The organism is Streptomyces sp. NPDC052012 (assembly GCF_040689265.1).
Taxonomy (GTDB): Bacteria; Actinomycetota; Actinomycetes; order Streptomycetales; family Streptomycetaceae; genus Streptomyces.
Genome location: NZ_JBFAXA010000022.1, coordinates 45,340 through 65,872, shown reverse-complemented (window position 1 = coordinate 65,872; position 20,533 = coordinate 45,340). Strand labels below are relative to the sequence as shown.

Sequence of the window (20,533 nt, the reverse complement as noted above, 5' to 3'; positions counted from 1 at the left end):
CTCACGCCGCGGCGGTAAGCGCCCGCCGCACCAGCTTCATATAGCGGTCCCAGTCCCAGTGCGGTCCCGGGTCCGTGTGGTCCGTGCCCGGGACCTCCACGTGGCCGATGATGTGCTCGCGGTCGACCGGGATGTCGTAGCGGGCGCATATCCGGGCCGTCAGGCGGGCCGAGGCCTCGTACATCGCGTCCGTGAAGTCCTGGGGACGGTCCACGAAGCCCTCGTGCTCGATGCCGACGCTGCGTTCGTTGTAGTCGCGGTTGCCCGCGTGGTACGCCACGTCCAGTTCGCGGATCATCTGGGTGACCTTGCCGTCCTGGCCGACGATGTAGTGCGTCGCCGCCTTGTGGCCCGGGTCCTGGAAGGCCCTCACCGCGCTGTCGAGACTGCCCTGCGTGACATGGACGACCACCATGTCGATGCCGTAGTCGTCGGGGCGGTCCGCCCGGCGCCAGTTCGCGTCGGAGGCCGCCAGCCAGCGCGCACCCGTGTAGTCGACCGCGCCCGGCTCACGCGGCTTCTCCACGCCCGGAGCGCGCCACCACAGCCGCGCCAGCTCGTCGCGCGCCAGCGCCGCCGTGCCCGCCGCGGCGGCCACACCGCCCACGATCAGGGCCCGCCGCCCGATGCGCCGGTCCCCGTCCGCGGATCCCTTGGATGCTCTTCTCGCCCCCACGCGATCCTCAACGGATACTCGGCGGCCCTGGTTCCCGCACCCCCGTACCCTGGAAGGGCTATGACTGACACCCCGCAGCCCTCCCGCCCCCTCCGCGTCCTGGCCGCCATGTCCGGCGGAGTCGACTCCGCCGTCGCCGCCGCCCGCGCGGCCGAGGCGGGGCACGACGTGACCGGCGTCCACCTCGCCCTCTCCGCGAATCCGCAGTCGTTCCGTACCGGCGCACGGGGCTGTTGCACCATCGAGGACTCCCGCGACGCCCGCCGCGCCGCCGACGTCATCGGCATCCCGTTCTACGTGTGGGACCTCGCCGACCGCTTCCGCGAGGACGTCGTCGAGGACTTCGTCGCCGAGTACGAGGCCGGCCGCACCCCCAACCCCTGCCTGCGCTGCAACGAGAAGATCAAGTTCGCCGCGCTGCTGGACAAGGCCCTCGCCCTCGGCTTCGACGCGGTCTGCACCGGCCACTACGCCAAGGTGATCGTCCGCGAGGACGGCACCCGCGAGCTGCACCGCGCCTCCGACATGGCCAAGGACCAGTCGTACGTCCTCGGCGTGCTCGACGACCGGCAGCTCGCCCACGCGATGTTCCCGCTCGGCGACACGGTCACCACCAAGGAGGAGATCCGCGCCGAGGCCGAGCGCCGCGGCCTCGCCGTCGCCAAGAAGCCCGACTCGCACGACATCTGCTTCATCGCCGACGGCGACACCCAGGGCTTCCTCGCCGGCCGCCTCGGCCGCGCCGAGGGCGACATCGTCGACGAGTCCGGCACCAAGCTCGGCACCCACGAGGGCGCGTACGGCTTCACCATCGGCCAGCGCAAGGGCCTGCGCATCGGCACCCCCGCCCCCGACGGCAAGCCGCGCTACGTCCTCGACATCTCCCCGGTGACCAACACCGTCACCGTCGGCCCCGCGGCCTCCCTCGACGTCAGCGCCCTCACCGCCGTCAAGCCCCGCTGGTGCGGCACCGCCCCGACCGGCCCCGGCACCTACACCGCCCAGCTGCGCGCCCACGGCGGAGAGACCGAGGTGACGGCGGAGCTCGTCGACGGCGAGCTGCGCGTGCGCTTCACCGAGCCGGTCCGCGGCGTCGCCCCCGGCCAGGCGATCGTCCTGTACGACGGCACGCGCGTGGTGGGCTCCGCGACCATCGCCTCCACGGTGCGGGCCACGGCCGGCGTGGCCTGACGCGCCCGCCGGCCTCTCCCGCGCACTGCGGCCGCTACTTCGCGAAGAACTCCGTCAGCACCGGCGCCAGCACGTCCGGCTCCACCATGTGCGTCTGGCCCTCCAGGGTGCGGTACGTGCCCCGGGGGACCGCCTGAGCGATCGCGCGGGCCGCGTCCCGCATCCACGCGGGGCTCGCGTCACCGGCGATCGACAGCACCGGCACCGGGACCGACGCCAGCAGCTCCCGGGGCACGCTCCCGTCGCCCATCACCGCGTCGTCGTAGGCGAGGCTCGTCGCCATCGACTCCATCCCGGCCCACAGCGGGGACTGCCGGGCGTTCCGGATCACCGCCTCGCCGAGGCCGGTCAGCCGCAGGAACAGCTCCACCGCGTCGCCGCGCCGCCCCTCGGCCAGCGCCTCGTTGAGCCGCTCGGTGTACTCCGCGCGCTCCCTCAGCGCGTCCTCCGACATCGCGTACGGTGTCTCGTACACGGCCACATGGCGCACCGGGAGTCCGCTCGCCGCCGCGCGCAGCGCCAGCGCCCCGCCCGAGGAGGTGCCGTACAGCGACGCCTCCCCGCCCACCGCCTCGATCACCGCCGCCAGGTCCTCGACCTCACGCTCCACCGCGTACGGCGCGGTGTCCCCGCTGGCGCCCCGGCCCCGGCGGTCGTACACCACCACCCGGAACCGCTCCGACAGCGGCGCCGCCAGCGGAGCCACCGTCGCCCCCGTCGACATGGCCCCGCTGACGAGGACGACCACGGCACCCCGCCCCGCACTCTCATAGGCGAGGGAGGTGCCGTCGCGCGAAAGGATGTTCTTGTCCATGCCTGTGCAGACTGCCGCACGGCGCCGGATTCGTCGGTGAGGCGGGCCGCGCGTCCACGCGGTCAGCCCACCTCGGCCTCGTAGAAGCAGAGGTGGTCCTTGATCTCGGCGACATCCGGCTTGGGGTCCGGATACGCCCACACGAGGTCCGGCGCGTCCGGCAGCGACCAGTAGGAGGCCGTGCCCTTGAAGGGGCAGTACGTGTGCGTCCCGGACGGCGTCAGCAGATCGAGCCGTACGTCCTCGGGCGGGATGTAGTAGCGATCCGGACAGCCCGTCTCCCTCAGGAGCAGCGAGCGGTCGCTCTCGGCCAGTACCCGCCCGCCGTGCAGCACGCGCACGTGCCGGTTGCTCCGCTCGACGGTAATGCGATGCCCTGCGGTCACGACGGACCCTCCTCGGGGTAGCAGACTCCCCGGCTACAGCGCACGCTGAAGCGGAGTTCTTCCCCAGGAGGGTCCATGGCAGCCGAGGACACCCGCAGGAACCGCAGCAGCCTCGCCCACCAGGTCCGCTACGCGATGCGCCACCCGGGGCGCGTTCCCGCACACGCGCGCCGGGCGGCGCGCGACGCCTGGCTGCGGCTGCGGCACCGCGACCACATCGCCTACTACCGGGCCGTGATGGCCTCCGACGCCGCCCGCAGCGCCGAGGCCGCGGTCGGGCACAACCCCTCGCGCGAGAGCTGGGCGCGCATCGGGCAGATGCAGTTCGACTACCTGATCAAGCACGGCCTCGAACCGCACCACCGGATGCTGGACATCGGCTGCGGCAACCTCCGCGCCGGGCGCCTGTTCATCGGCCACCTCGAGCCCGGCCACTACTACGGCATCGACATCTCCCCGCACATCCTGATCGCCGCCCAGGACACCCTCGTCCGCGAGGGGCTCCAGGCGAAGATGCCCTACCTGAGCCTGGCGAACGACCTGACCTTCGCGTTCCTGCCCGACGGGCACTTCGACGTCGTGCACGCGCACAGCGTCTTCTCGCACTCGCCGCGGCACGTCATCGAGGAGTGCTTCGCGCACGTCGGCCGGATCCTCGCGCCCGGCGGGTTCTTCGACTTCACCTTCGACCGCACGGAGGGCGAGGAGCACCACGTGCTGCGCGAGGACTTCTACTACCGGACGCAGACGCTGGTGGACCTGGCCGCCCGCCACGGGCTGTCGGCGCGGTTCATGGACGACTGGGAGGAGCTGCCCCACCGGCAGTCGAAGATGCGGCTGACCGTGGTGTCAGTGGCGTCGGAGCGCGCCCGTACCGTGGGGCCATGAACATCTGCGTCTTCCTCTCCGCCGCCGACCTCGACGACCGCTACACACGCCCCGCGCGGGAGTTCGCGCGACTGCTCGGCAAGGGCGGGCACACGCTGGTGTGGGGCGGCTCGGACGTCGGGCTGATGAAGGTCGTCGCCGACGGGGTGCAGGAGGCGGGCGGCCGGCTGGTGGGCGTCTCGGTGGAGTTCCTGTCCGCCAAGGCGCGCGACGGCGTCGACGAGATGGTGGTCGCGCGTGACCTCGCCGAGCGCAAGAGGCTGCTCCTCGAGAAGGCCGACGCGGTCGTCGTCATGGTCGGCGGCACCGGCACCCTCGACGAGGCCACCGAGATCCTGGAGCTGAAGAAGCACGGCCACACCGACAAGCCGGTGGTGCTGCTCAACACCGCGGGCTTCTACGACGGCCTCAAGGAGCAGTTCCGCCGCATGGAGGACGAGGGCTTCCTGCCCCGCCCCCTGACCGATCTGGTGTTCTTCGCGGAGGAGCCGGTGGGGGCGCTGGCCTACCTGGAGGAGAGCCGAGGCGTGGAGTGAGCCCGGCGTGATGCGAGCATGGCGGGTATGGCTACACATGTGATCACCGGAGCGGGCTCCGGCATCGGCGCGGCCGTCGCCCGCCGTCTGCACGCCCGCGGGGACCAGCTCGTGCTGCACGCGCGTGACGCGGGCCGCGCGAAGGAACTGGCGGCCGAGTTCCCCGGCGCGCGGACGCTCGTCGGCGACCTCGCCGACCCCGACAAGCTCAGCTGGGCCTTCTCCCACCAGTCGCTGCCGGACCGGGTGGACTCCCTGCTGCACATCGCCGGTGTGGTCGACCTCGGCCCGGTCGCCGAGCTGACCCCGAAGACCTGGCGGCACCAGCTCAACGTCAACCTGATCGCCCCCGCCGAGCTGACCCGCCACTTCCTGCCCCAGCTCCGCGCGAGCCGCGGCCACGTGATCTTCGTGAACTCCGGAGCCGGGCTGAACGCACACGCCGACTGGTCCGCCTACGCCGCCTCCAAGCACGGCCTGAAGGCCCTCGCCGACTCGCTGCGCCACGAGGAGCACGCGGGCGGCGTCCGCGTGACCTCCGTCTACCCCGGCCGCACCGCCAGCCCCATGCAGGCCAAGGTCCACCAGCAGGAGGGCAAGGAGTACGACCCGGCCCGCTGGATCGACCCCGAGTCGGTCGCCACGACGATCCTCATGGCGCTGGACCTGCCCAGGGACGCGGAGGTCAACGACCTGACGGTGCGGCCGGGGCGGTAGTCCCGGCTCGGGACGAGGCCCGTCCAGGGCCGAAGCGGGGGTCCGGGGGCGGCAGCCCCCGGGGTCGGGACCGGGAAGGGGCGGCGGGGGCGAAATCTCCCGGCAGCCGACTGCGTAACCTTCTGACGTGAGCGAAAACAGCCAGTTCAGCTTCGGCCCCGCCACCGGCGTCGGCTCCCTCCCGGGCGGCGACGCCCGGGAAGCCGCCAAGACCGTCACCGGCAGCTTCGAGGACTTCCCGCACCTCCCCGAGCTCCCCGCCCGCGGCCCCGGCGCGGACATGATCGGGCGGACCGCCGGGATGCTCGTCGAGCTGTACGCACGCGTGGAGCCCAGCGGCTGGCGCCTCGGCGACCGCCCCGGCCGGGACACCAGGCGCGCCCGCTCCTGGCTGGGCGAGGACCTCGACGCGCTGGAGGAGTTCACGCAGGAGTACGTGGGCCCGCTGAAGGTGCAGGCCGTCGGCCCCTGGACACTCGCCGCCAACCTGGAGCTGAGGAACGGCGAGGCCGCGCTGTCCGACCCCGGCGCCTGCCGCGACCTCGCCGCGTCCCTCGCCGAGGGCCTGCGCCTGCACCTCGCCGAGGTGGGCCGCCGGGTGCCCGGCGCGCAGCTCGTCCTCCAGCTCGACGAGCCGTCGCTCACCGCCGTGCTGCGCGGCCGGGTGAGGACGGCCAGCGGCTACCGCACCCATCGCGCCGTGGACCGGCAGATCGCCGAGGCCACGCTGCGCGACGTCGTCGGGGTTCACGGCGGGGGCCCCGTCGTGGTCCACTCGTGCGCACCGGACGTCCCGTTCGCCCTGCTGCGCCGGGCGGGCGTGGCGGCGATCTCCTTCGACTTCTCCCTCCTCACCGAGCGTGACGACGAGGCGATCGGCGAGGCGGTGGAGGACGGCACCCGGCTGTTCGCCGGTGTCGTCCCGGGCACGGACGGCCGATTGTCAGACCCTGCCGGTAGCGTCATGGGTGTCAGGACGCTGTGGCGCAGGCTGGGGCTGCGACCGGGGCTTCTCCCGGAGGCGGTCACGGTCACCCCGGCGTGCGGACTCGCGGGGGCTTCCCCCGAGTACGCGCGCGCGGCGTACGCCCACTGCGTCCGGGCGGCGAGATCCCTCGCGGACAACCCTGAGTAACGGGAGGACACACGGTGGCCGGCGACCAGCAGGCGGAGACGACGAGCGTGCCCGCGGAGGCACGGGAGAAGCACGCACAGCTCGCTGAGCAGATCGAGGAGCACCGCTTCCGGTACTACGTGAACGACGCCCCCGTCATCAGCGACGCCGAGTTCGACCGGCTGCTGCGCGACCTGGAGGCGCTGGAGGAGCGGTACCCGGAGCTGCGCACCCCGGACTCGCCGACCCAGAAGGTCGCCGGGTCCTACGAGACGGAGTTCACCTCCGTCGAGCACCGCTCACGCATGCTGTCCCTGGACAACACCTTCAACGACGACGACCTCGCCGCCTGGGCCGAGCGCATCCACCGTGAACTGGGCGACCAGGACTACCACTTCCTGTGCGAGCTGAAGGTCGACGGCCTCGCCGTCAACCTCACCTACGAGCGCGGCCGGCTGACCCGCGCGGCGACCCGCGGCGACGGCCGCACGGGCGAGGACATCACGCCCAACGTCCGCACCATCGCCGAGATCCCGGACCGGCTGCGGGGCGACAAGGTGCCGGACCTGGTGGAGATCCGCGGCGAGGTCTACTTCCCGATGGAGAAGTTCCAGGAGCTCAACGCCCGGTTGAACGCCGCGGGGGACAAGCCCTTCGCCAACCCGCGCAACGCCGCGGCGGGTTCCCTGCGCCAGAAGGACCCGCGCGTCACCGCGACCCGCCCGCTGCACATGGTCGTCCACGGCATCGGAGCCCTGGAGGGCTTCGACGGGCTGACCCGGCTCTCCGAGGCGTACGACCTGCTCAAGGAGTGGGGCCTGCCCACCTCCCGGCACAACAGGGTGGTCGACGACCTCGACGGCGTACGGGAGTTCATCGCGTACTACGGCGAGAACCGCCACTCCGTGGAGCACGAGATCGACGGTGTGGTCGTCAAGCTCGACGAGATCCGCCTCCAGGGCCGCCTGGGCTCCACCACGCGCGCCCCGCGCTGGGCCATCGCGTACAAGTACGCGCCCGAGGAGGTCAACACCAAGCTGGTCGACATCCGCGTGGGTGTGGGCCGTACGGGCAGGGTCACGCCGTACGCGCAGGTCGAGCCGGTCACGGTGGCCGGTTCCGAGGTCGAGTTCGCCACGCTGCACAACCAGGACGTGGTCAAGGCCAAAGGCGTGCTGATCGGCGACACCGTGGTGATCCGCAAGGCCGGTGACGTGATCCCGGAGATCCTCGGTCCGGTCGCCGATCTGCGGGACGGCAGCGAGCGGGAGTTCGTGATGCCGGGCGAGTGCCCGGAGTGCGGGACGCCGCTCAGGCCGATGAAGGAGGGCGACGTCGATCTGCGCTGCCCCAACTCCCGCGCCTGTCCCGCCCAGTTGCGGGAGCGGCTGTTCTATCTCGCGGGCCGCAAGGCGCTCGACATCGAGCACTTCGGCTATGTCGCCGCGGCCGCGCTGACCAAGCCGCTCGAGCCTGCGGAGCCGCCGCTGAAGGACGAGGGCGACCTGTTCGACCTCACCGTCGAGCAGTTGCTGCCCATCAAGGCGTACGTCCTCGACCAGGACAGCGGTCTGCCCAAGCGGGATCCGAAGACGGGCGAGGAGAAGGTCGCGACCGTCTTCGCCAACCAGGAGGGCAAGCCGAAGAAGAACGCGCTCGCCATGCTGGGGAACATCGCCGCGGCGAAGGAGCGCCCGCTCGCCCGGATCCTCACCAGCCTGTCCATCCGGCACGTCGGACCGGTCGCGGCGGAGGCGCTGGCCCGTGAGTTCCGCTCCATCGACCGCATCGAGCAGGCGAGCGAGGAGGAGCTGGCGGGCACGGAGGGCGTCGGTCCGACCATCGCCGCCTCCCTCAAGCAGTGGTTCGCCGAGGACTGGCACCGGGAGATCATCCGCAAGTGGAAGGCGGCCGGTGTCCGCATGGAGGAGGAGAGCTCCGGCGAGGACGAGGGACCGCGCCCGCTGGAAGGGCTCACTGTCGTGGTGACCGGGACGCTGGAGCACTTCACCCGGGATGGCGCGAAGGAGTCGCTGCAGAGCCGTGGAGCGAAGGTGACCGGATCTGTGTCGAAGAAGACGTCGTTCGTTGTCGTGGGTGACAATCCCGGGTCGAAGTATGACAAAGCGATGCAGTTGAAGGTGCCGGTTCTGAACGAGGACGGGTTCAACGTCCTTCTGGAACAAGGGCCGGAGGCTGCCGCCGACGTCGCTCTTTCGGCCGAGGAGTAGCGGTTGAAGGCCACCCGATCGGCGCATACCAGATGCATACGGGTGGCCGGGGCGCATTCGGGCAACCGTCGGCGACCGGTGCCCGTAGAAGCCTTCTGCGGCCTACTGTTGAGATGTGCACCTGCCGTGCCCAGCTGCGGTCGGGGCATCCCCGTGTTCGCGAGGGGCTTCGGGGAAGGGCTTTCCACCGCGGAGCCGCTGAGGGTGGTCGAGGCGGGAGCCGCGTGGCGTGGGCACCGCCGGCTGTGAGAGGGACGGGAATGGAACCGACCGAGAGCGCCGCCCCGGGCTCACGGCTGCGCCTGCGCGGTAGGGCGGCCGTATGGCGGCGCCGGCGCGAGGACGGCCGGCTGGGCAGGGGGCTCGTGGGCCGGTCCGGCGCACAGCAGACGCGGGAGGCGGGCCCCGCGGTCGCGCACGGCGCGCAGGCGGACGCACGCGCCGCGGACGGCCACGGCACGCCTCGCCTCGCGAGCGATGCGCACCCCGCGGACGTACCGGCCCCCAACACCCCCCGCGCATCCGGCCACGGCCCGGACGCGCCCCCCGCGGACGACCGGGGCACGCCCGCACGCCCCGTCAACGGCCGCGGCGCGGGCGGAGGTCCCACCGGCGGGCCGAGCGTGCACGCACGACTCGGCAGCGGCCTGCGGGGGCACACGCAGCCGGCGGATGCGCGCGGTGCGGACGCGCGGCGGGCCGTCGCCGCACTCGGCGCCGGATTGTCCGACGCGTCCGAGGCGGATGCCGAACGGCACTTCTCCTGGCCCGCGTTGCCCGCGGCCGTCGTCGCGGCGGCCGGGTTCGTGCTCGGCGCCGGGTTCCTGCGGGCGTTCACCGGCGGACACGCGCTGTTCCCGTCCGGTGCCGTCGGCTGGTCCCTGGCCGTGCTGACCGGGATCGTCGTCGGCCATCTCGTGATGCTGGGCCGCTCCCGCTGGTGGGGCGGCACCGGCTCCGGCGCCGCCCTCACCCTCGCCGTACTGCTGCTGTACGGCTGGGTGCCGGCCGGCATGGTCAGCCTCACCGTCGTCGTACTGGTCGGCATAGCCCGCCGGGGCCGCTGGCGGCAGGGCGTGCTGCACGGCGCCGTGGATCTGCTCGGCATCGGCGCCGGCGCCCTGGTGCTCGCCGGCTTCGGCTCCGTACCGTCCGTCGAGTCCCCCTCGACCCCGGACACCTGGACCCTCTACACCGCCCCCGAGGTCGTGCTGGTCGCCGCCGCCTACCTCGCGGTCACCCGCACCCTGCTCTGGTATCTGCACGTACCGCGCGCCGGCCTGCCCACCGTCGCCCGCACCGCCCTGGTCAGACAGGGCCTGGTCGCCATCGCCCTGCTCGGCATAGCTCCGCTGATCTGTGTGGTCGCGGACGCCCGGCCCGTGCTGCTGCCGCTGTTCGCGATCCCGCTGATCGCCCTCGACTCCACCCTGTGGATAGCCAGGGCCCGCGCGGAGGAGCAGTTGCGTGACCCGCTCACCGGACTGCCCAACCGCCAGTGGCTCCAGGAACGCATCTGGACCGCACTCGACGACGCCGAGCGCATCGACGCCCGTGCCGCCCTGATGCTGATCGACCTCGACCGTTTCCGTTCGGTCAATGACACTCTCGGTCATCTCGCCGGTGACCGGCTGCTGCTGCAGATCGCCGACCGGCTGAGGATGGCCCTCCCGCGCGGGGCGGAGGCCGCGCGGCTCGGCGGTGACGAGTTCGCCGTCTTACTGCCCGTCGCGGACTCCACGACCTCCGCGACCCGGGTCGCCCGCAGTCTGGTCGCGGCCCTCAGCTCCCCGCTCGACCTCGACGGCCTCACCCTCGTGCTGGAGGCCAGCGCGGGCGTCGCCGTCTTCCCCGACCACGCGCTCGACGCCGAGGGGCTGCTGCGCCGGGCCGACGTCGCGATGTACCAAGCGAAGCGGGACCGCACCGGCGTCGAGGTCTACGAGTCCAAGCGCGACTCCAACACCCCCGACCGGCTCGGCCTGCTGGGCGACCTGCGCCGGGCGCTGGACGCGCACGAGGTCGAGCTGCACTACCAGCCCAAGGTCCGCTTCGACGGGCACGTCGCGGGTCTGGAGGCGCTGGTCAGGTGGGTGCACCCGGAGCGGGGCAGGGTGCCGCCGGACGAGTTCATCGCGATCGCCGAGTCCTCCGGGCTGATGCCCCATCTGACGGAGTACGTCCTGGAGACCGCGCTCGGGCAGGTGGCCCGCTGGCGCGCGCAGGGCCTGTTCGTGCCGGTCGCGGTCAACGTCTCCCCGCGTGACGTCCACACGCCCGGCTTCGCCGGTTCCGTCGCCGCGCGGCTCGCCCGGCACGGGGTCCCGGCGGGCGCGTTGCAGCTGGAGATCACCGAGCACGTTCTGCTGGAGGACCCGCAGCGCGCCGCCGACACGCTGAACGCGCTCACCGGGCACGGGGTGAAGATGTCCCTGGACGACTTCGGCACGGGGTACTCCTCGCTGGTGCATCTGCGCAAGCTCCCGGTGAGCGAGCTGAAGATCGACCGCTCGTTCGTGGCGCGGCTCGCCGTCGACGCGGAGGACGCGGAGATCGTGCGCTGCACCGTCGACCTCGCCCACTCGCTGGGGCTGCTCGTCGTCGCGGAGGGGGTCGAGGACGACGAGACGTGGGAGCGGCTGCGCGATCTGGGCTGCGACGCGGTGCAGGGCTGGCTGGTCGCCGCGGCGATGCCGGCGGACGAGACGACGGCGTGGTTGCTGGCGCGGGGCTCCCGCGGGTGGCAGCGCCCGGCGGCGGCGTTGCCGGCGGCGTTGCCTGCGGCGACGGAGGAGTAAGGGCGCCTGTCGGGGTGCCGGGTTCGGTTGCCGGGCGGGCGCGGGTGCGTCGTGGCTTGTCGCGCAGTTCCCCGCGCCCCTGGGTGTGCTGCTGCGCTGCTCCCTCGAAGGCCGAGCGAAACCGTTTCACGAGCACAGGCCCTGGCCCCATAGGATTGGGCCAAACCACACACACTCACCCCAGAGGATCGCTGCATGCCTGGCATCACGCGCGAGGAGGTCGCCCACCTCGCCCGGCTGGCGCGTCTGGAGCTGAAGCCCGAAGAGCTCGACCACTTCGCAGGCCAGCTGGACGACATCATCGGCGCGGTGGCCCGCGTCAGCGAGGTCGCCGACCAAGACGTACCGCCGACCTCGCACCCGCTCCCGCTGACGAACGTCATGCGCCCGGACGAGGTCCGTCCCTCGCTCACCCCCGAGCAGGCGCTCTCCGGCGCCCCGGCCCAGGAGCAGCAGCGTTTCAAGGTGCCGCAGATCCTGGGGGAGGACTAAGCAGTCATGACCGACATCATCAAGCTCACGGCCGCCGAGACCGCCGCGAAGATCGCCTCCGGCGAGCTCACGGCCGTCGAGGTCACCGAGGCGCACCTGGCCCGGATCGAGGCCGTCGACGAGAAGGTGCACGCCTTCCTGCACGTCGACCGCGAGGGCGCCCTCGCCCAGGCCCGTGCCGTCGACGAGAAGCGGGAGCGCGGCGAGAAGCTCGGTCCCCTCGCCGGTGTCCCCCTCGCGCTCAAGGACATCTTCACCACCGAGGGCATCCCGACCACGGTCGGCTCCAAGATCCTCGAGGGCTGGATCCCGCCGTACGACGCGACGCTCACCAAGCGGCTCAAGGCCGCCGACGTCGTCATCCTCGGCAAGACCAACATGGACGAGTTCGCCATGGGGTCCTCCACCGAGAACAGCGCCTTCGGGCCGACCGGCAACCCCTGGGACCTGACCAAGATCCCCGGCGGTTCCGGCGGCGGCTCCTCGGCCGCGCTGGCCGCGCACATGGCCCCCCTCGCCATCGGCACCGACACCGGCGGCTCCATCCGCCAGCCGGCCGCCGTCACCGGCACGGTCGGTGTGAAGCCGACGTACGGGGCGGTCTCCCGCTACGGCATGGTCGCCTTCTCCTCCTCCCTCGACCAGGGCGGCCCCTGCGCCCGCACGGTCCTGGACGCGGCCCTGCTGCACGAGGTGATCGCCGGGCACGACCCGATGGACTCCACCTCCATCGACGAGCCGGTCCCGCCGGTCGTCGAGGCCGCCCGCAACGGCTCGGTCGAGGGCATGCGCGTCGGCGTGGTCAAGCAGTTCCGCGGCGAGGGCTACCAGGCCGGCGTCATCCAGCGCTTCGACGAGTCCGTCGCCCTGCTCAAGGAGCTGGGAGCCGAGATCGTCGAGCTGGACTGCCCGTCCTTCGACCTGGCGCTGTCGGCGTACTACCTGATCGCCCCGTCCGAGTGCTCCTCCAACCTCGCCCGCTTCGACGGCCTGCGCTACGGCCTCAGGACCGGCGACGACGGCACGCACTCCGCCGAGGAGGTCACCTCCCTGACCCGCGAGGCCGGCTTCGGCCCCGAGGTCAAGCGCCGCATCATGCTCGGCACGTACGCGCTGTCGAGCGGCTACTACGACGCGTACTACGGCAGCGCCCAGAAGGTCCGCACGCTGATCAAGCAGGACTTCGACAAGGCGTTCGAGCAGGTCGATGTGATCGTCTCCCCGACGACGCCCACCACCGCCTTCCCGATCGGCGAGCGCGCCGACGACCCGATGGCGATGTACCTGGCCGACCTGTGCACCATCCCGACCAACCTGGCCGGCAACGCGGCCATGTCGCTGCCCTGTGGGCTCGCGCCCGAGGACAATCTGCCGGTCGGACTGCAGATCATCGCCCCGGTCATGAAGGACGACCGCCTCTACAAGGTGGGCGCAGCGGTCGAGGCCGCCTTCGTGGAAAAGTGGGGCCACCCGCTGCTCGAGGAGGCTCCGTCGCTGTGAGTGCACTGACCAAGGCCAAGGGCTTCAAGAAGTCCCGGTCCGGTACGTACCTGTCCATGGCCGCCACCGCGTTCGGCGCGATCGGTGTCGCCAAGCGGCTGAAGAAGGCCCGCGCCGAGAAGGACACCCTGGTCCTGATCGACGCCACCGTGTCCGCCGCCGCGATCGTCACCGGCCTCGCCATCCTCTACCGCGAGCTGAAGCGGCTGGGCGACGACGACGTCCTGCTGGGCTGAGAGGGAAGTTTCACCGTGACCACCACGACCGACCTGGTGTCGTACGAGGACGCACTCGCGTCGTACGACCCCGTCATGGGCCTCGAGGTCCATGTCGAACTCGGCACCAAGACCAAGATGTTCTGCGGCTGTTCGACCGCGCTGGGCGCCGAGCCGAACACCCAGACCTGCCCCGTCTGCCTCGGCCTGCCCGGCGCGCTCCCGGTCATGAACGCGACCGGCGTCGAGTCCGCCATCAAGATCGGCCTCGCGCTGAACTGCGAGATCGCCGAGTGGTGCCGCTTCGCCCGGAAGAACTACTTCTATCCGGACATGCCGAAGAACTTCCAGACCTCCCAGTACGACGAGCCGATCGCCTTCAACGGCTACCTCGACGTGCAGCTGGAGGACGGTGAGACCTTCCGCGTGGAGATCGAGCGCGCCCACATGGAGGAGGACACCGGCAAGTCGACCCACGTCGGCGGCGCCACCGGCCGTATCCACGGCGCGTCCCACTCCCTGCTCGACTACAACCGCGCCGGCATCCCCCTCATCGAGATCGTCACCAAGCCGATCACCGGCGCCGGCGACCGCGCTCCCGAGGTGGCGAAGGCGTACGTCCGTGAGCTGCGCGAGCTCATCCGCGCGCTCGGTGTGTCCGAGGCCCGCATGGAGATGGGCCAGATGCGCTGCGACGTGAACCTGTCGCTGATGCCGAAGGGTGCCGACAAGTTCGGCACCCGCTCCGAGACCAAGAACGTGAACTCGCTGCGTTCCGTGGAGCGCGCCGCCCGCTACGAGATCCAGCGCCACGCGGCGGTGCTCTCCTCCGGCGGCACGATCGTCCAGGAGACCCGGCACTTCCACGAGGACACGGGGTCCACCACCTCGGGCCGCGTGAAGGAGGAGGCCGAGGACTACCGGTACTTCCCGGAGCCCGACCTGGTGCCGGTCGCCCCGTCCCGTGAGTGGGTCGAGGAGCTGCGGGCCGCGCTGCCCGAGCTGCCGCTGGTGCGCCGCAACCGGCTCCGTGAGGAGTGGGGCGTCTCGGCCACCGACATGCAGGCGATCCTCAACGCCGGTGCGCTGGACCTGATCGTCGCGACGATCGACGCCGGTGCCGACGCGGCCTCCGCCCGCAAGTGGTGGATGGGCGAGCTGGCCCGCAGCGCCAACGAGTCCGGCAAGGCGCTGGACGAGCTGGCGATCACGCCGGCCCAGGTCGCCCGGGTGACCGAGCTGGTGGCCAAGGGCGACCTCAACGACAAGCTGGCCCGCCAGGTCATCGAGGGCGTCCTCGCCGGCGAGGGCACGCCGGACGAGGTCGTCGACAAGCGCGGTCTGAAGGTCGTCTCCGACGAGGGCGCGCTGACCGCCGCCGTCGACGAGGCCATCGCCGGCAACCCGGCCATCGCGGACAAGATCCGCGGCGGCAAGGTGGCCGCGGCCGGCGCCCTGGTGGGCGCGGTCATGAAGGCCACGCGCGGACAGGCGGACGCGGCCCGCGTGAAGGAACTGATCCTGGAGAAGCTGGGCGTCAGCGAAGGCTGACCCGGGTCCACTGAAGGGGTGCACCGACACCGGTGCACCCCTTCGGCTTCGCCTGGCCCATGAGGGGCGCGGGGAACTGCGCGACCAGCCACAACAGCGCCGCAGCCGCCCCCGAAACCGCGCCACCCGAGCTGCTGGGCGGCTGGGCGGCACCTCACAACCGGCGCCCGACGACCCGGGCGAATCCCAGCACCCGCCCCCGATCCACCCGCAGCATGTCCGCCGACTGCCGGGCCATCCGGGCCATGAACTCGCTGGAACTCCGCTCCGCACACACCTCGCTCCACAACAACCAGTCCCGCCAGCCCTCCTCCTGCCACTCGGCCACCTCCACCTCCACCGCCCCGCTGCGCGTCCAGTGCCGACGCCACCACTGAGCCGAGTGGAAACACCAGAACGCGGGCTCCCAGAACGGCGTCAGCCACTCCGGCGGCTCGGTCCCCTCGATCTCCTCCCGCACCGTCGGCACGACGACCCCGATCCGCCCGCCCGGCTTCAGCAGCTTCGTCAGCGTCGGCAGATACAGATCGTCGGTACCGAAGTACTGATACGCGTCGATCGAGACGATCGCGTCGAAGCTGCCCTCCCCGAACGGCAGATCGTGCGCCTCGGCGAGCACCGGCAGCACCCGGTCGGCGACGCCCGCCTCGGCGATCCGCTGCGCGTTCTCGTCCGGCTTGATCCACAGATCCGCGGCGGTGACCTGCACGTCGTACTCCTTCGCGAGGAAGATCGACGTCATGGCGCGTCCGCAGCCGAGGTCGAGCACACGGGCACCGGGACGCAGGGTGTCGGGCCCGAGCGCCGGGGCCAGCCACTCCAGGAGCCACAGCGCGTGCGGGCCCATCTGGTTCTCGACCGCCCAGCGGGCGTCGTAGGCGCTGCTGCGCGGGTAGTGGGGGAGCGTCAGTCGGCTGGTGAGATCGTCCATCGCACCTGCTTAGCAGCCGCGGCAGGGGCCCCGCATCCAGGTTTCCGCGCCGGAGGCGCTACGCTCCCGCGCCATGAGTGGACGAGCTGATTCCGACACCCACCCGGAGCAGACCGAGTCCGCCGGGGACACGGAGCACGACGACAACGACGGCCACGACAACGACGGCCACGACAACGACGACCACGACGAAGCCGTGCAGGCCGCCCGCCGCGCCCGCTGGATCTCCACCGGCACCGGCGCCGTACTGGCCGTCGCCGGCCTCGCCGCCGCCCTGCTGCGCCTCACCGGCGACGCCCCGCCCCTCGTCCCGGCCGCGTACGCCTGCGGAGCCGCCGTGTGTGCCCTGGCCGGGCTGCTGGGCTCGCGGGGCCGTACCCGCAGGGCACTGTGGCTGCTGATCGCGGGGCTGATGGTGATGGCGCTGGGTGACCAGTTCGACTGAACCGGTGACCGGTTCGGCCGATCGGTTGACTGATGCGCTGTGATTGTCCTGTGACCTGCCTCCCATCGTTGTGAACAAGCCCACGAACCCGGCAAATGATCACTCTTGCCTGCCAGAGTGGCACTGCATTGCTCATGCGTTCTTTGCGGGCGGTTCATCTCATGAACGTCTGTTCCCGGTCAAAGATCCACAGACAGTCACTCTGGGAGCACGTCCGTGGCAGCTCTTGCACGCTGGTGTGTACAGCGCCGTCTGATCGCGGTGCTGCTCTGGCTCCTCGCCCTCGGCGTGGCCGGAGCGGGCGCCGTCCTCGCCGGCAGCGCCTACTCGAACGACTACAAGGTCCCCGGGACCGAGTCCGGGCGGGCCGCCCAGCTGCTGGAGGAGGGCTTCCCGACGCTCGGCGGCGACAGCGACACCGTCGTCTGGCACACCTCCTCCGGCACGGTCCGGGACGCCGACGTCGAGCAGACCATGACCCGCACCCTCGACCGGATCGAGGATCTGCCCGGCGTCGCCTCGGTGACCGGTCCGTACGACGAACGGGGCGCCGGCCGGATCAGCGAGGACGGCCGCACCGCCTACGCCACCGTCACCTTCGATGACCAGGCCGAGGACATCGACCCCGGCGAGGCCGCCGCCGTGGTGAGGACGGCGCAGGGCGCCGAGACCGACGGGCTGCGCGTCGAGCTGAGCGGCAGCGCGATCGGGCTCACCGAGTCCTCCGGCGGGCATGTCGCCGAGATCGTCGGCGTGGCCGTCGCCGCCGTCGTGCTGTTCCTCGCCTTCGGCTCGCTCGCCGCCTCGCTGCTGCCCATCGCCACCGCGCTGGTCGGCGTCGGCACCGCCTACGCCGGGATCGTGCTCCTCGGGCACGCCATGACCGTCGCCGACTTCGCGCCCATGCTCGGCATGCTCATCGGACTCGGCGTCGGCATCGACTACGCCCTGTTCATCGTGACCCGGCACCGGCGCGGACTGAAGCGCGGGCTGTCCGTCACCGAGGCCGCCACCAACGCCGTCGCCACCACCGGACGCGCGGTCGTGTTCGCGGGTGCCACCGTTTGCATCGCCCTGCTCGGGATGCTGATGCTGCGGCTGAACTTCCTCAACGGCGTCGCCATAGCGGCCTCGCTCACCGTGGTGCTGACCGTCGCCGCCTCCGTCACCCTGCTGCCCGCCCTGCTGTCCTTCATCGGCATGCGCGCGCTCAGCGGGCGCGAGCGGCGCAGACTGGCCGAGCACGGGCCCGAGCCGGAACTGCCGACCGGGTTCGCCGCCCGCTGGTCGGCCTTCGTGGAGCGCCACCCCAAGCTGCTCGGCGCGATCGCGCTGGTGGTGATGGCGGTCCTCGCGCTGCCCACCCTGTCCCTGCACCTGGGCACCTCCGACCAGGGCAACGACCCGAAGACCTCCACCACCCGCCAGGCCTACGACCTCCTCGCCGACGGCTTCGGCCCCGGCGTGAACGGCCCGCTCACCCTCGTCACCGAGGTCGAGGGCGCCGAGGACCGGCTCGCCCTGGGCAACCTGGACGCCACCCTGCGCCAGACGGAGGGCGTCGCCTCGGTGTCGCCGGTGACCTACGGCCAGGGCGGTGACACCGCGTACCTCACCGTCGTACCGGAGTCGTCGCCGCAGTCGAAGGAGACCAGCGAGCTGGTCGACCGGCTGCGCGAGGACGTGCTGCCGCGGGCCGAGGCCGGCACCGCGCTCGACGTCCACGTCGGCGGGGTGACGGCCGGCTACGACGACTTCGCCGACGTCATCATCGGCAAGCTGCCCGTGTTCGTCGGTGTGGTGATCGGCCTGGGCTGTCTCCTGCTGCTGCTCGCCTTCCGGTCCGTCGGCATCCCGCTCAAGGCCGCCGCGATGAACGTCGCCGCCGTCGCCGCGGCCTTCGGCGTGGTCGTGGCGATCTTCCAGTGGGGCTGGGGCAGCGAACTGCTCGGCCTCGGCCGGGCGGGGCCCATCGAGCCCTTCCTGCCCGTGATCATGGTGTCGGTCCTCTTCGGGCTCTCCATGGACTACCAGGTCTTCCTGGTCAGCCGGATGTACGAGGAGTGGCTGGAGACCGGCGACAACCGGCGCGCGGTCCGCATCGGCCTCGCCGAGACCAGCCGGGTGATCAACTCCGCGGCGGTCATCATGATCTCCGTCTTCCTCGCCTTCGTGCTCAGCGGGGACCGCGTGATCGCCATGTTCGGCATCGCGCTCGCCGCCGCGGTCGCCCTGGACGCCTTCGTCCTGCGCACCCTGCTCGTGCCCGCCCTGATGCATCTGCTCGGCGGCGCCAACTGGTGGCTGCCGCGCTCGCTGGACCGGATCCTGCCGCGGATCAGCGTCGAGCCGCCGGAGTGCCGGGCCGCTCATGAGAGGCTGGCCGCCGCCACGGACGCCGAGGTGGCGGACGTGCTGGCCAAGGAGGAGCGGCAGCGGGATGTACGCGATACGACTGGGTGACGACGGAGCCGAACTGCGCCCCCTGGAGCCCTGGCACGCCGAGGAGTTCCTCGCACACCTGGAGCGGGGCCGGGAGTTCATCAACCAGTACGTCCCCTTCGGCTCGACTGCGACCGACGTCGCGGGCGCCCGCGAGGTGCTGCAGCGCTACGCCGACCGCCGCGCCGCCGACACCGGCTCGCTGCACGGGCTGTGGCTGGACGGCACGCTCGTCGGCGGGGTGCTCACCCTCAACTTCGACGCCGAGAACGGCACCTGCGAGGTCGGCTGCTGGCTGGAGCCCGCCGGCACCGGGCGCGGGCTGGTCACCCGCGCGATGCGGGTGCTGATCGACTGGGTGGTCGAGCAGCGCGGCATCCACCGGGTCGAATGGGTCGCCGCCGCGGGCAACACGGCGAGCCTCGCCGTCGCCCGGCGGCTCGGCATGATCCGGGACGGGGTGCGGCGCGCGGCCCACCTGCATCACGGCGTACGGCACGACCTGGAGGTGTGGTCGGTGCTGGCGCCCGAGTGGCGGGCGGCGCGCACGGCCGCCCGGGACGATCACCGACGCGACGATCATTAAGGCGACTCTCAGACGGCGTCCGTACGGTGCGGGCATGGTTACCAAGCAAGTGGACGAGACCGGAGCCGAGACGACGGACGAGGCCGCAGCCGAGGCCGCCGAGACCACCGCGGCCGCCGAGGGCCGGCAGGGCGAGGAGGCGGTGGACGCCACGGAGACGGAGCCGGAGGCCGGGACCGACGCGAAGGAGGACCGTTCCACCGGCGTCGGAGGGGGCGCCGCGGCGGTCGTCTCGGCCGCGCTCGGCCTCGTCTCGCTCACCGGCAGCTGGCTCGGCACGGTGGCCGCCGCACGCGAGACCCTCGTCGGCCAGCTGGAGACCGCCGCGGACGCGGGAGTCGCCACCCAGGTCAAGGAGGTCTACGGCGACGCCTGGCAGACCAGCGCCCTGTGGGGTGGTCTGTTCGCGCTGACCGCGCTGATCGTCGGCGTCGTGGTGCTGGCCCGGCCCGCCTTCGGGACGCCCGGCCGGACCCAGGCCCCGTGGATCAAGTCTGTGGCGTGGGCGGGTGTCTCGCTCGGCGTCCTCGGACTGCTGCTGGCGGTCCTCAAGTACACCGACGTCCTGCTGGGGCTGCCCTCCACGGGCTGAGTCCCGGCACATTCCCTCCAGGGGCCCTCAGGCGGTACGTAGGCACCTTACGTACCTCCCGAGGGCCCCCTTCGCATGTCTAAGGTCCCGCGGCCCGCCCAAGATGCGGAACTCTCCCGATGTGGCCGGCCCGCCTTGGAGACGAAAGTGGAGTCATCGCAGAGAGCGACGTCCGAAACCGACTCCTCCGAGGGACCACACCATGTTCGAGTACGAGATGCAGCAGTACCGCCACGCCGACCTCGTCCGCCGGGCCGCGACCGAGCGCCAGGCACGTGAGGCCGCACGTCGGCGCCGCGCGGCCCGCCGGGATGCCGGCACACGAGGCACCGAGGCCGAGAGCCATACGCGCCGCTTCCGCCGCCCCCGCTTCGCCCGAGCGGCATGAGCCCGGAAGGGGGCCACGGAGGCCACGGGGGCCGCGAGGG

20 protein-coding genes are annotated in these 20,533 nt (G+C 72.0%); 16 read left to right on the top strand and 4 right to left on the bottom strand.

Going from position 1 to position 20,533, the window contains the following annotated elements; translation table 11 throughout:
• Position 1 precedes the first annotated feature (1 nt).
• On the bottom strand, positions 2 to 676 hold the full coding sequence (locus AB0412_RS28130) for an N-acetylmuramoyl-L-alanine amidase (RefSeq protein WP_366405387.1): 675 nt from the start codon (positions 674 to 676) through the stop codon (positions 2 to 4).
• A gap of 60 nt (positions 677 to 736) precedes the next feature.
• On the opposite strand from AB0412_RS28130, the gene mnmA reads away from it, so the two are divergent.
• The gene (gene mnmA / locus AB0412_RS28125; RefSeq protein ID WP_366405386.1) at positions 737 to 1,867 is read left to right on the top strand and encodes a tRNA 2-thiouridine(34) synthase MnmA; all 1,131 of its coding nucleotides are present in this window, start codon (positions 737 to 739) and stop codon (positions 1,865 to 1,867) included.
• Positions 1,868 to 1,901: 34 nt separating this feature from the next.
• On the opposite strand, the gene AB0412_RS28120 is transcribed toward mnmA, so the two are convergent.
• Together AB0412_RS28120 and AB0412_RS28115 are read right to left on the bottom strand one after the other, a co-directional pair.
• Entirely contained in the window at positions 1,902 to 2,681 is a 780-nt protein-coding gene (locus AB0412_RS28120; protein WP_366405385.1) for an alpha/beta hydrolase, read from the bottom strand.
• 62 nt (positions 2,682 to 2,743) lie between these two features.
• On the bottom strand, positions 2,744 to 3,067 hold the full coding sequence (locus AB0412_RS28115) for a DUF427 domain-containing protein (RefSeq protein WP_366405384.1): 324 nt from the start codon (positions 3,065 to 3,067) through the stop codon (positions 2,744 to 2,746).
• A gap of 75 nt (positions 3,068 to 3,142) precedes the next feature.
• Here AB0412_RS28115 and AB0412_RS28110 point away from each other — a divergent pair, with 75 nt between their 5' ends.
• The 10 genes from AB0412_RS28110 (at position 3,143) to gatB (ending at position 15,109) form a co-directional block, all read left to right on the top strand.
• On the top strand, positions 3,143 to 3,955 hold the full coding sequence (locus AB0412_RS28110) for a class I SAM-dependent methyltransferase (protein WP_366405383.1): 813 nt from the start codon (positions 3,143 to 3,145) through the stop codon (positions 3,953 to 3,955).
• A complete protein-coding gene (locus AB0412_RS28105; RefSeq protein ID WP_366405382.1) occupies positions 3,952 to 4,491 on the top strand; it encodes a TIGR00730 family Rossman fold protein in 540 nt (179 codons plus the stop codon). Before AB0412_RS28110 ends, AB0412_RS28105 begins: the two co-directional genes overlap by 4 nt.
• Positions 4,492 to 4,509: 18 nt before the next feature.
• Positions 4,510 to 5,208 carry an SDR family oxidoreductase gene (locus AB0412_RS28100; protein WP_366405381.1) on the top strand — a complete coding sequence of 233 codons (699 nt, stop codon included), beginning with the start codon at positions 4,510 to 4,512 and terminating at the stop codon, positions 5,206 to 5,208.
• A 127-nt stretch (positions 5,209 to 5,335) separates the two neighbouring features.
• Positions 5,336 to 6,343: a methionine synthase gene (locus tag AB0412_RS28095; RefSeq protein WP_366405380.1), complete on the top strand. Its 1,008-nt coding sequence runs from the start codon at positions 5,336 to 5,338 to the stop codon at positions 6,341 to 6,343.
• A 14-nt stretch (positions 6,344 to 6,357) separates the two neighbouring features.
• On the top strand, positions 6,358 to 8,553 hold the full coding sequence (ligA, locus tag AB0412_RS28090) for an NAD-dependent DNA ligase LigA (protein WP_366405379.1): 2,196 nt from the start codon (positions 6,358 to 6,360) through the stop codon (positions 8,551 to 8,553).
• A 260-nt stretch (positions 8,554 to 8,813) separates the two neighbouring features.
• Positions 8,814 to 11,351: an EAL domain-containing protein gene (locus AB0412_RS28085; RefSeq protein ID WP_366405378.1), complete on the top strand. Its 2,538-nt coding sequence runs from the start codon at positions 8,814 to 8,816 to the stop codon at positions 11,349 to 11,351.
• Between the two features lie 195 nt (positions 11,352 to 11,546).
• Positions 11,547 to 11,843 carry an Asp-tRNA(Asn)/Glu-tRNA(Gln) amidotransferase subunit GatC gene (gene gatC / locus AB0412_RS28080; protein ID WP_031117542.1) on the top strand — a complete coding sequence of 99 codons (297 nt, stop codon included), beginning with the start codon at positions 11,547 to 11,549 and terminating at the stop codon, positions 11,841 to 11,843.
• Positions 11,844 to 11,849: 6 nt separating this feature from the next.
• A complete protein-coding gene (gene gatA / locus AB0412_RS28075) occupies positions 11,850 to 13,343 on the top strand; it encodes an Asp-tRNA(Asn)/Glu-tRNA(Gln) amidotransferase subunit GatA (RefSeq protein WP_366405377.1) in 1,494 nt (497 codons plus the stop codon).
• Positions 13,340 to 13,579, top strand: coding sequence for a hypothetical protein (locus tag AB0412_RS28070; protein WP_260829575.1), 240 nt, complete (start codon positions 13,340 to 13,342; stop codon positions 13,577 to 13,579). Before gatA ends, AB0412_RS28070 begins: the two co-directional genes overlap by 4 nt.
• A gap of 15 nt (positions 13,580 to 13,594) precedes the next feature.
• Positions 13,595 to 15,109, top strand: a complete 1,515-nt coding sequence (gatB, locus tag AB0412_RS28065; RefSeq protein ID WP_366405376.1) for an Asp-tRNA(Asn)/Glu-tRNA(Gln) amidotransferase subunit GatB — start codon at positions 13,595 to 13,597, stop codon at positions 15,107 to 15,109.
• A gap of 154 nt (positions 15,110 to 15,263) precedes the next feature.
• On the opposite strand, the gene AB0412_RS28060 is transcribed toward gatB, so the two are convergent.
• Positions 15,264 to 16,040 carry a methyltransferase domain-containing protein gene (locus tag AB0412_RS28060; protein ID WP_366405375.1) on the bottom strand — a complete coding sequence of 259 codons (777 nt, stop codon included), beginning with the start codon at positions 16,038 to 16,040 and terminating at the stop codon, positions 15,264 to 15,266.
• 73 nt (positions 16,041 to 16,113) lie between these two features.
• On the opposite strand from AB0412_RS28060, the gene AB0412_RS28055 reads away from it, so the two are divergent.
• From AB0412_RS28055 to AB0412_RS28035, 5 genes are all read left to right on the top strand, one after another.
• Entirely contained in the window at positions 16,114 to 16,485 is a 372-nt protein-coding gene (locus tag AB0412_RS28055) for a hypothetical protein (RefSeq protein ID WP_366405374.1), read from the top strand.
• A 216-nt stretch (positions 16,486 to 16,701) separates the two neighbouring features.
• The gene (locus AB0412_RS28050) at positions 16,702 to 18,948 is read left to right on the top strand and encodes an MMPL family transporter (RefSeq protein ID WP_366405373.1); all 2,247 of its coding nucleotides are present in this window, start codon (positions 16,702 to 16,704) and stop codon (positions 18,946 to 18,948) included.
• Positions 18,926 to 19,513, top strand: coding sequence for a GNAT family protein (locus tag AB0412_RS28045; protein WP_366405372.1), 588 nt, complete (start codon positions 18,926 to 18,928; stop codon positions 19,511 to 19,513). The genes AB0412_RS28050 and AB0412_RS28045 overlap by 23 nt, the downstream gene beginning before the upstream one ends.
• Before the next feature lie 34 nt (positions 19,514 to 19,547).
• Entirely contained in the window at positions 19,548 to 20,105 is a 558-nt protein-coding gene (locus tag AB0412_RS28040) for a hypothetical protein (RefSeq protein ID WP_366405371.1), read from the top strand.
• 202 nt (positions 20,106 to 20,307) lie between these two features.
• Complete coding sequence (locus tag AB0412_RS28035; protein WP_366405370.1) at positions 20,308 to 20,493, top strand: hypothetical protein; 186 nt, start codon at positions 20,308 to 20,310, stop codon at positions 20,491 to 20,493.
• Positions 20,494 to 20,533: the final 40 nt, after the last annotated feature.

What these genes read in the sequence shown, in the direction of transcription:
- AB0412_RS28100 (WP_366405381.1), top strand. Translation starts at nt 4,510, where the DNA reads ATGGCGGGTATGGCTACACATGTGATCACCGGAGCGGGCTCCGGCATC.
- gatC (WP_031117542.1), top strand. Translation starts at nt 11,547, where the DNA reads ATGCCTGGCATCACGCGCGAGGAGGTCGCCCACCTCGCCCGGCTGGCG.
- AB0412_RS28085 (WP_366405378.1), top strand. Translation starts at nt 8,814, where the DNA reads ATGGAACCGACCGAGAGCGCCGCCCCGGGCTCACGGCTGCGCCTGCGC.
- mnmA (WP_366405386.1), top strand. Translation starts at nt 737, where the DNA reads ATGACTGACACCCCGCAGCCCTCCCGCCCCCTCCGCGTCCTGGCCGCC.
- AB0412_RS28035 (WP_366405370.1), top strand. Translation starts at nt 20,308, where the DNA reads ATGTTCGAGTACGAGATGCAGCAGTACCGCCACGCCGACCTCGTCCGC.
- AB0412_RS28055 (WP_366405374.1), top strand. Translation starts at nt 16,114, where the DNA reads ATGAGTGGACGAGCTGATTCCGACACCCACCCGGAGCAGACCGAGTCC.
- AB0412_RS28060 (WP_366405375.1), bottom strand. Translation starts at nt 16,040, where the DNA reads ATGGACGATCTCACCAGCCGACTGACGCTCCCCCACTACCCGCGCAGC.
- AB0412_RS28045 (WP_366405372.1), top strand. Translation starts at nt 18,926, where the DNA reads ATGTACGCGATACGACTGGGTGACGACGGAGCCGAACTGCGCCCCCTG.
- AB0412_RS28120 (WP_366405385.1), bottom strand. Translation starts at nt 2,681, where the DNA reads ATGGACAAGAACATCCTTTCGCGCGACGGCACCTCCCTCGCCTATGAG.
- gatA (WP_366405377.1), top strand. Translation starts at nt 11,850, where the DNA reads ATGACCGACATCATCAAGCTCACGGCCGCCGAGACCGCCGCGAAGATC.
- AB0412_RS28110 (WP_366405383.1), top strand. Translation starts at nt 3,143, where the DNA reads ATGGCAGCCGAGGACACCCGCAGGAACCGCAGCAGCCTCGCCCACCAG.
- AB0412_RS28040 (WP_366405371.1), top strand. Translation starts at nt 19,548, where the DNA reads ATGGTTACCAAGCAAGTGGACGAGACCGGAGCCGAGACGACGGACGAG.
- AB0412_RS28105 (WP_366405382.1), top strand. Translation starts at nt 3,952, where the DNA reads ATGAACATCTGCGTCTTCCTCTCCGCCGCCGACCTCGACGACCGCTAC.